The organism is Streptomyces sp. NPDC002886 (genome assembly GCF_042888445.1).
In the GTDB taxonomy this organism is placed as follows: Bacteria; Actinomycetota; Actinomycetes; order Streptomycetales; family Streptomycetaceae; genus Streptomyces.
This window is the reverse complement of record NZ_JBIAPV010000003.1, coordinates 975,787-989,889: the sequence shown is the minus strand read 5'-3', so window position 1 is coordinate 989,889 and position 14,103 is coordinate 975,787. Positions and strand designations below refer to the sequence as shown.

Sequence of the window (14,103 nt, the reverse complement as noted above, 5' to 3'; positions counted from 1 at the left end):
GGGCCTGGGGGACGGGTCCGCAGCTCTCGGGGGAGGCGATGTGGAGGACTACGCGGGCCGGATCCTGGCCGAGCGCTACCGTCTGCCGTTGCCGCCGTCCGACGCCTACGAACTGATCGAGACCCGGGCCTTCGACACGCGCAGCGGCCAGGAAGTCCTCGTACGGCAGGTGCCGTTGCCCGAGGTCGTCGACGCGGAGCTGCTGGACGGCACGCGGGGCGGTCCGCCGCCCGTGGCCGGGGGCCGGCGCGTCCCGCACGGTGAACTGCCCGCCGTGCGCCGGGCGATCGAGGCCGCGCAGGCGGCGGCGTCCGTGCCGGACCATCCGCGGCTGGACCAGGTCTTCGACGTGTTCGCGGAGGGCGGGTCGCTGTGGATCGTGAGCGAACTCGTCCCGGCCCGACCGCTGGCGGCGCTGATCGCCGACGAACCGCTGAGCCCGTACCGGGCGGCGGAGGTGGCGGCGGACGTGCTGACCGCGCTGCGGGTGCTGCACGCCCACGGGTGGACGCACCGGAACATCACCATGCGGACGGTGCTGATCTGCGAGGACGGGCGGGTCGTCCTGACGGGACTGGCGGCGGGGGCGGCGGAGGACGCCCTGTGCGGGTACGACCCGGTCCCGCCGCAGGACGGTACGGACCCTTCCGCGGAGCCCTGGCCCTGGCCGGGCGCTGAACCGGGCGGCCCGGGGTTCGCGGCGGGTCCGCCCGGGAACGCCGGCGGGTACGGGCGCGCCGCCCTGGCCGGGCCGGAGGCGGGTGCGGACGCGGGCTACGGCGCTGCCCCGGGGGGCTCCTGGAGCGGGCCGGGGACGGACGCGGGGTACCAGCCGGGGGCCGGGCACGGTGCGGGCCTCGCCGGCGGGCAGCGGGGCGGGGAGCTCGGGGAGCTCGGCGACCGGTACGACGGCCTGTACGGGGGCGGGCCCGGGGAGCGTTCCGGGCGCGACCACGGCGGGGCCGGTGCGGGCACGGCCGGCGTCCAGCGGGGCGGGGACGCGGCGCAGTACGCGCCGCTCGTGGCTCCGGGCTACGACACCGGGCCGCGCTACCGGGACCACATAAGCCCCGGTACCGGGAGCGGCCCCGACGGCGCCGGTAGGTCCGGTACCCCCGGTGGCCCTGACGCGGCCGGTCCCTATGGCGTGCCCGGAGGCCCTGGCGCGGCCGACACCCCTGGCGCCCCCGGCGCCCTCGCACCGGCCGGTAGCCCCGGCACCCCCGGCACCCCGGGGACTTCCTCCACCCCGGGCGGCGCCGGGGAGCGGCCCGATCTGAAGGCCGCCGCGCGGGCCGGGGCCATCGCCGCGTACCGGGCCGGGGCCCAGGCCGCCGCGCGGATCACCGAGCAGCGCAAGGCCGGGGCCGAGCCCGCGCCGGAGCCCGCGCCCGAGGCGGAGCCGAGGCCGGAGGGGTCGAAGCTGCCGCAGGGGTACTCGTACCCGTACGGCGGCCCGGACAGCGGAGCGACCTGGCACGGCGCCACCCCGCGCCGCCAGGCCCTGCCGCCGGCCGAAGCGGAGCCGTCGGCCCGTGCGGCGCTGCCGGCGCAGCTTGCTCTTCCCCAGGGCTACCACCAGGCGGACACCCCGGACGACGGCACGCCCCGGCTCTCGCCCGACGGCCAGGCGCATCCGCAGGAGGGCGGGGAGCACGGGCCGGGCCACGGGCCGACCCAGCCGGGACCGGGCCACTCGGGACCGGGCCACCCGGCCCAGGATCAGGCGGGCCTCGGCCGGCCCGTCGCCGGGTACGCCGGGCAACTCCAGCTCGAGCCGGGCCGCCCCGATCCGGCGGGCCCGGACCAGGGCGGCCCCCAGAGCACCGCCGGGTACGCGGCAGCTTCGGGGGCCGGTGGCTACGGGCAGCCCGGCCCGCAGACCGGCGCCGGGTACGCGACGGATCCCGCGGCCCACGAGTACGGCCAGGCCCGCCCGCAGTCCGGTCCGCACGGCGGCGCCGGGTATCCGGTGGTGCCCGGCGCCCGTGGCCCCGGCCAGGCGGGTCCGCAGGGCGGGCCGCAGGGGGCTCCCGGGTACGCGGTCGCCCCCGGGGCCGGGCAGCGCGCGGGTTCGGCCGTCGGGTGGGGGAGCGGGCCCCGGAGCGGGCTCGATGCCGAGCGGGCCCGGCAGACGCGGATGGCCGTCGTCGGGGCCGTCACCGAGCGGTGGGCTCCCGAGCAGGCGCAGGCCGTGCACGGGCCGTGGCAGTTGGCCGCGCCCGTCGGGCCGGCCACCGACCTCTGGGGGCTCGGCGCACTGCTGTACCGGGCCGTACAGGGCCATGCCCCGTACCCCGAGGACAGCGTCGCCGAGCTCGTGGAGATGGTCTGCTCGGAGCCTCCCGCCTTCGCCGAGGAGTGTGGCCCGCTGCGCCCGATCGTGGAGTCCCTGCTCCGTCAGGACCCGACCGAGCGCCCCGACTTCGAGGAGCTCCGCGGCTGGCTCCGCTCCCTCGTGCGCTCCGCCCCGGAGCCCGACGGCGGCTTCGCCATGCTGCCGCCGGTGGTGGAGGATCCGGCCAGGCTCCCCGTCGCCCGGCGGCGAGCCGACCTGCACGGCCGGCACCGCAGCGCCGAGCATCCCCGCAAGCCGCGCTCGCTGGGCCGTTCCCTGTTACTGGGGATCCTCGTCCTGCTCTCGGGAGCCGTGGCCTACGCCCTGTTCTTCATGCCCCGCTCCGCCGATCCGCAGGGCGGCGGGCAGAAGGCGGCCGGAATGAAGCCGCCCGCCGCGACCCAGCCGCAGAACCCGAAGCAGAGCCCGAAGCCGAGCCCGAAGCCGAGCGGGTCCGGCCAGGGCCCGAGCCCCTCCGCGAACCCGAGCCCGCCCGAGTCCAAGCCGGCCCCGCAGCCGGGCGTCTCCGCTCCGTCCGGGTACACCGCCCAGCAGGACGCCGAGCACTTCTCGATCAACGTTCCGAACGGCTGGGAGCGCCGCGGAATGAACGAGTCCGGTCAGGTCCGCTACACGGAGGGGGACTTCGTCCTGACCGTCGTCCCCGGCCGGGACAAGGTCCAGGGCAACCCCGACCCGGCCACCTACCAGAAGGACAAGGAGCCCGAGCTGGCTCCGTACCGCTCCTCCACCTGGTCCAGCGTGAGCGACATCAGGTCCACGAAGGTCGGCAACCAGCTCCGCGTCACCGGCCGGTACACCTGGATCGACGGCAACGGCCGTTCCGTCGTGGCCCGCAACTTCGTCGTGGCGCTCGGAGGTTCCTACCACGTCGTGATGGTCACCGGCCCGCAGGACCAGGAGGGCAAGGTCACCGAGACCTTCGAGCAGGCGACGGCGAGCTACAGGAGCGGCGGCTGACGCGCTATCAGTACGGCGATTGCGTCACAGTGCGGCCGAACCGCCTCCGAGTGGTTCCGTCGTCACCCGCGATCTCCGTAGTCTGACCGGAAGTGCACAGAGCGGCGGCGGGGATTCGTGGAACAGCAGACAGGTGCGGGTGCGGTGCTCGCGGGCCGGTACCGGCTCGTGGAGCCCATCGGCAGGGGCGGCATGGGCAAGGTGTGGCGCGCGCACGATGAGCTGCTGCACCGGACGGTCGCCGTCAAGGAACTGACGGCGGGGCTGTACGTCGCCCAGGCGGACCGGGACGTCCTGCACCAGCGGACGCAGAAGGAGGCCCGGGCCGCGGCCCGGATCCAGCATCCGGCGGTCGTCACGGTCCACGACGTACTGGAACACGACGACCGGCCCTGGATCGTCATGGAGTACATCGACGGTCCCTCCCTCGCGGACGCGGCGAAGACGGCGGGCCGCATCGAGCCGCGGGAGGCGGCCCGGATCGGGCTGCACGTGCTCGGCGCGCTGCGCGCCGCGCACGCGGTCGGGGTACTGCACCGGGACGTGAAGCCGGGCAACGTGATGCTCGCCAAGGACGGGCGGGTGATGCTCGCCGACTTCGGCATCGCCGCGATCGAGGGCGACTCCTCCATCACGCGCACCGGTGAACTCATCGGCTCCATCGACTACCTGGCCCCCGAACGGGTCACCGGCGGTTCCCCTGATCCGGCCTCCGACCTGTGGTCGCTCGGCGCGACCCTGTACACGGCCGTCGAGGCCCGCTCGCCCTTCCGCCGCACCTCGCCCATCTCCAGCCTGCAGGCCGTGGTGAACGAGGAGCCGCCCGCCCCGACGCACGCGGGCGCCCTGGCCCCGGTCATCACGGCGCTGCTGCGCAAGGACCCGGCGCAGCGGCCGTCGGCGGACGAGGCCGAGCAGATGCTGCTGCAGGCGATGGAGGGCCGGGAGCCGAAGTCGGCGCAGGCGTACGTACCCACGCGCGCGATGGGCTCCGAGGAGCTGGGCGCCGCCCGGAGCGAGCCGGCGGACGGTGCGGTGCCGCCCGGTGAAGGGGACCAGGGGCGGAGCCGGGAGGCGGAGCCGGCGCCGCAGCCGGTGTTCGCCACGCGTTCCGAGGCCGGACCGGGCGGGCGGGGCGGCCGTGACACCGGAGCCCCCGGCCGGATCAGGCGGGTCGCGGCCGTGGCGGTGGTGGCGGCGCTGCTCGGCGGCGGCGGGGTGTTCGGGATCCTGAAGTACACCAGCGACTCGACCACGGACGGCGGGATCCCGGGCCGGACGGCCGGTACGCAGGACGCGTCGGCCGGTGGTTCGTCCTCAGGTGCCTCGTCCGGCTCCGGGGACACCAAGGGGCAGGCGCAGAAGGCTCCGCCGGCGGGCTGGGTGAAGGCGGTCGACAAGGAGGGCTTCTCCCTCTTCGTCCCGGACGGCTGGAAGCGCCGCGAGGACGGGACGCAGATCGACTACACCCGGGACGACGGCAAGCACTTCATCCGGATCGCGGTGGACCGCGACCCGAAGTTCAAGGACCCGTACGCGCACCTGCTCGATCTGGAGAAGCAGGTGCAGAAGCGCTCCGACTACGTGCGCCTGACCCTGCACCCGAACACCTTCCGGGGGCAGGTCAAGGCCGCCCTGTGGGAGTTCGTCTGGACGGAGAAGACGGGGGCCTTCACCGGGCCGCGCAAGGCCATCGAGCAGATGTACTACGCGCCGGACGGCACCGAGTACGCGGTGTACATGTCGGGTCCGGTCGCGGACTGGGACACCACCCGGGAACAGTTCGACATCGTGCTCAGCGGCTGGCAGCCGGCCCCGGCCTCCTGAGGCAGCCGGCCCCGCAAGGCGCTCGAGGCTTTCCGGTGCCGCCCCGAGACCCCCCGGTGCCCGGATTTCCGCCATCCCGCCAGTGATCACTGGCAGAAATGGCAAAATCCGGTTACCGGCGGGTACCCAAAGCACCCCCGGGCGGAATACGCTCACGCCCATGACGGACACGCAGGCCCCGGCCCCCCTCCGCAGCGCCCCGCAGCCCACCAACCCGGTCGCCCCCGCCCCGGCCGGCGCCCGGAGCGCCGCCGACGTGGTGACCCCCGAACTGGTCGCCCGGCTGACCCGCGGAGTGGCCGGCTCCGGCCGCACCGCCAACCACAGCCCCTTCACCGGGGACCGGCTCGCGGAGCTTCCCGAGGCCACCCCCGAGGACGTGGAGGCGGCCTTCGCCGCCGCCCGCGCCGCGCAGCCCGCCTGGGCCGCCGTGCCCGTCCGCGCGCGGGCCGCCGTACTGCTGCGCTTCCACGACCTGGTCCTGTCCCGGCAGGCCGAGGTGCTCGACTTGATCCAGCTGGAGACCGGCAAGGCCCGTCTGCACGCCCACGAGGAGGTCCAGGCCGTCTCGATCGCGGCCCGGCACTACGGCCGCAAGGCCCCCTCGTACCTGCGCCCCAAGGGCCACACGGGCGCCATGCCCACCCTCACCAAGGTCACCGAGCTGCGCCAGCCGCGCGGGGTCATCGGCCAGATCGCCCCCTGGAACTACCCCCTCGAACTGTCCATCGGGGACGCCCTGCCCGCCTTCGTCGCGGGCAACGCCGTCGTGATGAAGCCCGACACCGAGACCGCGCTGACCGCCCTGTGGGCCCGCGACCTGATGATCGAGGCGGGTCTGCCGGCCGAGGTGTTCCAGATCGTGCTCGGCGAGGGCCCGGTCGTCGGCCCCGAGCTGGTCCGCCGCGCCGACTACGTTTCGTTCACCGGCTCCACGCGTACCGGCCGCGAGGTCGCCCAGGGCGCGGCCGCCCGCCTGATCGGGGTCTCCCTCGAGCTCGGCGGCAAGAACGCCATGCTCGTCCTGCGCGACGCCGACGTGGAGAAGGCCGCCGCCGGCGCCGTCCGCGCCTGCTTCTCCTCCGCGGGCCAGCTCTGCATCTCCATCGAGCGGCTCTACGTGCACGCCTCGATCGCCGACGAGTTCGTCGCCCGGTTCGCCGCCCGTACGAAGGCCATGCGCCTCGGTGCCTCCCTCGCCTACGGCGCCGACATGGGCTCCCTGGCCGGCGAGCGCCAGCTGGAGGCCGTCCAGCGCCACGTGGACGACGCCGTCGCCAAGGGCGCCACCCTCGTCACCGGCGGCATCGCCCGCCCCGACATCGGCCCGCTGTTCTACGAGCCGACCATCCTCGACGGCGTCGAGTCCGCGATGGCGGTGTGCGGGGAGGAGACCTTCGGTCCGGTCGTCTCCATCTACCGCTTCACCGACGAGGACGAGGTCATCGAGGAGGCCAACGGCACCGCCTACGGCCTGAACTCCAGCGTGTGGACGAAGGACGCCCGCCGCGGCCACGCCGTCTCGGCCCGCCTGCGCACCGGCACCGTCAACATCAACGAGGGTTACGCCCCGGCCTACGGCAGCGCCCAGGCCCCCATGGGCGGCATGAAGGAATCCGGCCTCGGGCGCCGCCACGGCTCCGAGGGCATCCTCAAGTACACCGAGGCCCAGACCGTCGCCCACCAGCGGCTGCTGCCGATGGGCCCCTCGCTGGGGATGGACGACGAGAAGTACGCGGCGTTCATGACCCGCAGCCTCCAGGTCATGAAGGCGTTCCGACTCCGCTAGTCAGTTGCGTCCCATCCGTTCCATCCGTTCCATCCGTTCTGTTCTGTTCGGGGAGGCACCGCAGTGTCGTACGACCACGACTTCGACTACGACGTCATCGTCATCGGATCGGGTTTCGGAGGGTCGGTCTCGGCGCTGCGGCTCTCCGAGAAGGGGTACCGGGTCGGCGTCCTGGAGGCGGGGCGCCGCTTCACCCGCGAGAGCCTGCCGAAGAACAGCTGGGACCTGCGCAACTACCTGTGGGCCCCGGCCCTCGGGCTGTACGGGATCCAGCGCATCCACCTCCTCGGCAACGTGATGGTCCTCGCGGGCGCCGGCGTCGGCGGCGGCTCCCTCAACTACGCCAACACCCTCTACGTGCCGCCCACCGCCTTCTTCGAGGACCGGCAGTGGGCGTCCATCACGGACTGGCGGGACGAGCTCGCCCCCTACTACGACCAGGCCAAGCGCATGCTCGGGGTCCGGCTCAACCCGACGACGACCCCCTCCGACGTCCACCTCAAGGCGGCCGCCGCCAAGATGGGCGTCGCGGACTCCTTCCACATGGCCCCGGTCGGCGTCTTCTTCGGGGACGGGGAGGATGCGGCCGGCCAGGGAAAGGTCCGCCCCGGTGACGAGGTCGCCGACCCGTACTTCGGTGGCGCCGGCCCCTCCCGCAAGGCCTGCACCGAGTGCGGCGAGTGCATGACCGGCTGCCGGCACGGCGCGAAGAACACCCTGAACGAGAACTACCTGCACCTCGCCGAGCGGGCCGGCGCCGTCATCCACCCCATGACCACGGTCACGGCCCTCTCCGACCACCCCGAGGGCGGCTACCGCGTCCGCACCGTCCCCACCGAGGGCCGCCGCCGCGCCGAGGCCAAGGTCCTGCGCGCCCGCTACGTGGTCGTCGCGGCGGGTACCTACGGCACCCAGACCCTCCTGCACACGATGAAGGACCTCGGAGAGCTGCCCCGCCTCTCGGACCGCCTCGGCGATCTGACCCGGACCAACTCCGAAGGCCTCGTAGGGGCTCAGACCGATGACCGCCGCTACCGCAAGCGGCACGGCAAGGACAAGCGCGCGGACTTCACGCGGGGCGTGGCCATCACCTCCTCGGTGCACCCGAACGCCGACACGCACATCGAGCCGGTGCGCTACGGCAAGGGCTCCAACGCGATGGGGTTCATGACGATCCTCCAGGTGCCCTACTCCGCCCACCGGGTCCGCGCCTGGCTCGGGCGCACCGCCCGTCACCCGGTCCAGCTGCTGCGGTCCCTCTCCAACCGGCGCTGGTCGGAGCGGACCATCATCGGCCTGGTCATGCAGTCCCTCGACAACTCCCTGACCACCTACCGCAAGCCCGGCGGCTTGGGGAAGGGGCTGCTCACCGCCCGGCAGGGCCACGGCGCGCCCAACCCCGTGCAGATCGCCGAGGCCACGCGGGCGGCGACCCTGCTGGCCGAGGAGATCAACGGGTTCCCGGGCAGCAACATCGGCGAGCTGATGGGCACCCCGCTGACGGCGCACTTCCTCGGCGGCTGCCCGATCGGCGCCTCGCCCGAGGAGGGCGTGGTCGACCCGTACCACCGGCTCTACGGGCACCCGGGCATCTCGGTGGTCGACGGCTCGGCGGTCTCCGCGAACCTCGGGGTCAACCCGTCGCTGACGATCACCGCGCAGGCGGAACGGGCTATGTCCTACTGGCCGAACAACGGCGAGCGCGACCCGCGCCCGGAGCAGGGGGCGGCCTACACCCGCCTGGCGGCCGTGGAACCGGCCCGTCCGGCGGTGCCGAAGGAGGCCTTCGGGGCGCTGCGCCTGCCGTTCCTGGCGGTACCGGAGGTCCCGCCGCGGGCGGCGTCGCCCGCCGAATAGCCGCCGGCAGCCGAAGTCGGCCGGCACGGCACCGCCGCCGAACGACTTCGGCGGGCACCGCACTCCCCCTCCGAGCGCGGTACCCGCCGAACTACATAGATGACAGCCGTGGGGCCCGGATGGTTGTAGCCGAATCCGGTGACGTACGTGTGGTGTGCGTCACAGGGTGAGGGGAGCAACCAGGGAGGGTCCTCGGTGGTCAAGGACGGCATGAGAAAGCGCATCTCCCTGCTGGCGGCAGCCGGCCTGGTGGCCGTCGGCCTGGCCGCCACCCCCGCGAACGCGGCGGACCCGGTATTCACGCTCACCAGCCCGGAGGAGATCGGCCTGCACCCGCACCCGGGGGACGCCGGGAAGGCGCGGGCGACCACGGTCGGATTCGTCGTCGAGAACGAGACGGGCAAGGACTTCGGCGAGCACGCCACCTACACGATCGACCTGACCCCCCTCAAGGGCGTCGCCGACGTGAAGCTCACCCCGGAGCGTTCCAACGACTGCACCCTCACGGCGACGAAGGTCACCTGCACGGACTGGGCGGTCTGGACGTTCGGCAGCGAGGTCGTGTCCCTGGACCTCACCGCCGCCAAGGGCAGCAAGAACGGCACGGTCGCCGACCTGACGATGACCGGCGCGGCGCAGGGCGCCACCTTCAAGCCCACCACCACCAAGGTCCGGGTCGGCGGCCCGGACCTGGTCCTGGAAAAGGCCAAGCTGAAGTCGAAGCTGGTCCCGGGTGAGACCCAGCCGCTCCCGGTCGTCTTCGCCAACGCGGGCACCGAGCCGGTCGAGGGCGTGGCGCTGGAGATGATCACCACGCACGGCATGGGCCTGGTCGAGCAGTACGACAACTGCGCCTTCAACCAGGACGACGGCACAGGCCAGCCCTGGAACGTGGGCTGGGGCGTGACGGTCTGCACCTTCGACAACGAGATCAAGCCGGGCGAGGTCTGGGAGATCGCCGGCGCGCTGACCCTCAAGGCCGCTCCGCACGCCTTCATGGACGAGCTGATCTACGGGGTGCACGAGGCCGGCTCCCAGCCGAAGTCCACGCAGAAGTTCAGCACGCCCCGCACGGGCAAGAAGCTGGGCCTCAAGACGCGCTCGGCCAAGGCCACGCCGCGCGGGGTGGACCTGGACCCGTGGAACAACCAGCACGAGTTCGGCTTCTCGGTGAAGAACACCGCCGACCTGGTGGCCGAGCCCCTCTCCGTGAAGGGCAAGGCGGGCGAGACGGTCAAGGCCGCCATCGGCTTCCGCAACGACGGCCCCGCGTGGGTCGCCTACCTCCGCTCGGGCGAGGACGTCGCCATGGCGGACATCGTGATCCCGGCGGGCGCGAAGGTCACCAAGGCGCCCAAGTTCTGCAGGGCCGTCACGGCCTCGGGGGGCTACCGCGAGGGTCTGCTGGGCGCACCGCGCTACTTCTGCCCGACCTCGCACGTCATCGGGGAGAAGGAGAAGTTCAGCTTCCCGTTCGAGCTGAAGATCGAGAAGGTCATCGCGGAGGCCACCGGGTCCGTCACCGTCGGCAGCTGGTCGCCCGACGGCGCCGCGCCGATCAGCTGGGACCCGAAGCACGCCAACGACAAGGCCGCCTTCGTGATCAACGGCAGGGTCACGCCCACGCCGACCCCGACCACGACCACGCCCGGCCCGAAGCCGACGTCTTCCACGAGCCCGACGGCCACGCCGAGCACGAGCGCCACGCCGAGCCCGGGCGCCAGTACCGGCAACGGCAAGACGCCGAACGGCGGCCTCGCCGAGACCGGCGTCACCGCCGGGCCGATCCTGCTCGCCGGCGCGGTCCTCGTGGCCGCGGGCGGCGCCGTGTTCCTGGCGTTCCGGCGCCGGACCACCGGCCGCGCGTAACGGCGTAGCCGGCGGAACGAACGGGGGACCCGCGGGGGGAAGCAACGGGGGAAACAGAAGAACGGCCGGTCCGGGGCGTCCCCCGGGCCGGCCGTCCTTTGTGTGGTGACCGGGCTGCTGTCCCCTGCCGTCCGGTCACATAGAAGGAGCGAGGTCCCACGACGCACGCCCCGCAGGGGTACGTCTCATCGCTCCAGCGGATCCACGCGTGGTGCTGCGGTCCGCACCTGGCTGGCACGGTCATCCGCATCAACGAAGGGCCGTGGGGGCGGTCACGGTCCGGACGGGTGACGAACAGGCGTCACGGGCACTGCGCCCGCCTACGGTCAGACCCGGCCGCGGCACAGCTCCAGCAAGGTCATCGCGAGCGTGGTGCCGGGCTTGCCGAGGGCGTCGCTCCAGTGGGTCAGGACCTCCATCTCCCGCGACAGGTGCACCCGGCGCCCGCCCGAGCCGATCCGGGCCTCCTGGATGACGGTCGAGACGGCCATCCGTTCCTGGATCAGGCCGATGATCCGGTCGTCGATGGCGTCGATCCGCTCGCGGGATCCGGCGATCAGCTGCTCGGGGGTGACGGTGGCGGCGGTGGTGGTCGTGGCGATCGTGGTCGTGCTCATGGTCGGTCTCCTGGGGGTGGGGGCCCGACCGGAGAGGGAACGCCAGAGCGCCCCGGTCCTGTCGGACCGGGGCGCTCTGGGAAGTCAGTGGCTCAAGCGAGCATCACGATGACCCATGGCGACCGGACCGGCCGGTGCCATAGGTAAAGAGGAAGCTCAGCTGCTTGCGCATGGAGGGATTATTACCCTCTGTCCCGCTCCGTGCCAAGCCGGTTCGGACACTGAGACGAAGAGGGGTATCCGTCCCCCGTTAGAATCGACAAAACAACCCCCTCTTCCGCCGGAAGGCCTGCCCCGTGCCAGAAGCCACCTTCGCCACCCACGACAGCGCCCCGGACACGGTGCTCGTCGTCGACTTCGGCGCCCAGTACGCGCAGCTGATCGCCCGCCGCGTCCGCGAGGCACGGGTCTACTCCGAGGTCGTGCCCAGCACGATGCCCGTGGCCGAGATGCTCGCCAAGAACCCGAAGGCGATCATCCTCTCCGGTGGCCCGTCCTCCGTGTACGAGGAGGGCGCCCCCCAGCTCGACGGCGCGATCTTCGAGGCCGGCGTCCCCGTCTTCGGCATGTGTTACGGCTTCCAGCTCATGGCGGTCACCCTCGGCGGCACCGTGGACAACACCGGCTCGCGCGAGTACGGCCGTACCCCGCTGGCCGTCTCCAAGGCCGGATCCACCCTCTTCGAGGGCACCCCCGAGAACCAGTCGGTGTGGATGTCCCACGGCGACGCCTGCTCCGCCGCTCCCGAGGGCTTCACCGTCACCGCGTCCACCGACGTGGTCCCGGTCGCGGCCTTCGAGAACGACGAGAAGAAGCTCTACGGCGTGCAGTACCACCCCGAGGTGATGCACTCCACGCACGGCCAGCAGATCCTGGAGCACTTCCTCTACCGCGGCGCCGGCCTCCAGCCCACCTGGACCCCCGGCAACATCGTCGAGGAGCAGGTCGCCCTCATCCGCGAGCAGGTCGGCGACAAGCGCGCCATCTGCGGCCTGTCCGGCGGCGTGGACTCGGCGGTCGCCGCGGCCCTCGTGCAGAAGGCCATCGGCTCCCAGCTCACCTGCGTGTACGTGGACCACGGCCTGATGCGCAAGGGCGAGACCGAGCAGGTCGAGAAGGACTTCGTCGCCGCCACCGGCGTGCAGCTGAAGGTCGTCGACGCCCAGGAGCGGTTCCTGAACGCGCTGGCCGGCGTCTCCGACCCCGAGACCAAGCGCAAGATCATCGGCCGCGAGTTCATCCGCGTCTTCGAGGCGGCGCAGCTGGAGATCCTCCAGGAGGACGGCCCTGCGGTGGCCTTCCTGGTCCAGGGCACCCTGTACCCGGACGTCGTCGAGTCCGGCGGCGGCACCGGCACCGCCAACATCAAGTCCCACCACAACGTGGGCGGGCTCCCCGACGACATCGAGTTCGAGCTCGTCGAGCCGCTGCGCCAGCTGTTCAAGGACGAGGTCCGGATGGTCGGCCAGGAGCTCGGCCTGCCCGCCGAGATCGTCCAGCGCCAGCCGTTCCCCGGCCCCGGCCTCGGCATCCGCATCGTCGGCGAGGTCACCAAGGAGCGTCTGGACCTGCTCCGCGAGGCCGACGCCATCGCCCGTCACGAGCTCACGGCGGCCGGCCTGGACCGCGAGATCTGGCAGTGCCCGGTCGTCCTGCTGGCGGATGTCCGCAGCGTCGGCGTCCAGGGTGACGGCCGTACCTACGGCCACCCGATCGTGCTGCGCCCCGTCTCCTCCGAGGACGCGATGACCGCGGACTGGACGCGCATGCCGTACGAGGTGCTCGCGCGGATCTCCACCCGCATCACCAACGAGGTACCGGACGTCAACCGCGTGGTCCTGGACTGCACGAGCAAGCCCCCGGGCACCATCGAGTGGGAGTAGTCCCACCCGCCCGCACGTAGGTGACGAGGCCGCCGCTCCCCGCCGGGGAGCGGCGGCCTCGTCGCGTGTATGGCCTCTTGGGCCGCCCGCCGGTACCTTGCGCGCGACCTTGGAGGAGGAGCCATGTCCGAGCATCCGGCCGGCGTATCCGCACCCGCACCCGTGCCCGTCGAGCGGTTGGGCTTCGAGATGCCGCCGGTGTTCGCCACCGCCGAGGAGGAGCGCGCGCACCGCAAGGAGCGGCTCGCCGGGGTACTGCGGCTGCTGGGGCGGCTCGGCTACGAGGACGGGGTGGGCGGGCACGTCAGCGCCCGGGACCCGGAGTTCGAGGACTGCTACTGGGTGAACCCCTTCGGCCGGGCCTTCGCCGCGATCGGCCCCGAGGACCTGCTGCTCGTCGACGGGGAGGGGCGGGTCAGGCAGGGCGGGCGCAGGGTCAACCAGCTGGCCTTCGCCGTGCACGCGGCCGTCCACCGGGCCCGGCCCGGCGTGGTGGCCGTCGTGCGCACGCAGGCCCCGTACGGCAGGGCGCTCGCCGCGCTCGGCGAACTGCTGGCCCCCGTCACCCAGGAGGCCTGCGCCTTCTACGAGGACCACGCGCTGCTCGACGAATATGCCGGCGGTGGGGACGCGGACCCCGAGCGGATCGCCGGCGGACTCGGCCCCTACAAGGCGCTGGTCCTGCGGAACCTCGGGCTGCTGACGGTCGGTGACTCGGTGGAGGCCGCCGCTTGGTGGTTCATCGCGGCGGAGCGGGCCGCGCAGGTCCAGCTGATCGCGCGGGCGGCCGGGAAAGCGGTGCTCATCAGCCACCACAGCGCGCTCGCGACCCGGGAACGGTTCGGTTCCGATCTCGCTGCCTGGGCGAACTGCCAGCCGCTGCTGGAGGCCGCCGGAGCGGGTGCGTCAACATCATGAACGGTTAATCACCTGCTCTGACAT

At 73.0% G+C, this 14,103-nt stretch carries 8 protein-coding genes; 7 read left to right on the top strand and 1 reads right to left on the bottom strand.

Annotation, left to right across the window (positions count from 1 at the left end):
• The first annotated feature begins 40 nt into the window (after positions 1–40).
• From ACFYYB_RS16770 to ACFYYB_RS16750, 5 genes are all read left to right on the top strand, one after another.
• Positions 41–3,319, top strand: coding sequence for a hypothetical protein (locus tag ACFYYB_RS16770; RefSeq protein WP_389435938.1), 3,279 nt, complete (start codon positions 41–43; stop codon positions 3,317–3,319).
• Positions 3,320–3,436: 117 nt separating this feature from the next.
• A complete protein-coding gene (locus ACFYYB_RS16765; protein WP_389435937.1) occupies positions 3,437–5,146 on the top strand; it encodes a serine/threonine-protein kinase in 1,710 nt (569 codons plus the stop codon).
• 160 nt (positions 5,147–5,306) lie between these two features.
• On the top strand, positions 5,307–6,935 hold the full coding sequence (locus ACFYYB_RS16760) for a succinic semialdehyde dehydrogenase (protein WP_389435936.1): 1,629 nt from the start codon (positions 5,307–5,309) through the stop codon (positions 6,933–6,935).
• Between the two features lie 63 nt (positions 6,936–6,998).
• The gene (locus ACFYYB_RS16755; protein ID WP_389435935.1) at positions 6,999–8,792 is read left to right on the top strand and encodes a GMC oxidoreductase; all 1,794 of its coding nucleotides are present in this window, start codon (positions 6,999–7,001) and stop codon (positions 8,790–8,792) included.
• A 210-nt stretch (positions 8,793–9,002) separates the two neighbouring features.
• A complete protein-coding gene (locus ACFYYB_RS16750; RefSeq protein ID WP_389435934.1) occupies positions 9,003–10,661 on the top strand; it encodes a peptidase in 1,659 nt (552 codons plus the stop codon).
• Between the two features lie 326 nt (positions 10,662–10,987).
• Here ACFYYB_RS16750 and ACFYYB_RS16745 read toward each other — a convergent pair whose 3' ends face one another.
• A complete protein-coding gene (locus ACFYYB_RS16745; protein WP_389435933.1) occupies positions 10,988–11,278 on the bottom strand; it encodes a chorismate mutase in 291 nt (96 codons plus the stop codon).
• 296 nt (positions 11,279–11,574) lie between these two features.
• On the opposite strand from ACFYYB_RS16745, the gene guaA reads away from it, so the two are divergent.
• A complete protein-coding gene (guaA, locus tag ACFYYB_RS16740) occupies positions 11,575–13,161 on the top strand; it encodes a glutamine-hydrolyzing GMP synthase (RefSeq protein WP_266905358.1) in 1,587 nt (528 codons plus the stop codon).
• 123 nt (positions 13,162–13,284) lie between these two features.
• Positions 13,285–14,079 (top strand): class II aldolase/adducin family protein, encoded by a 795-nt coding sequence (locus tag ACFYYB_RS16735; RefSeq protein WP_389435932.1) that lies wholly within the window; start codon positions 13,285–13,287, stop codon positions 14,077–14,079.
• Positions 14,080–14,103 lie beyond the last annotated feature (24 nt).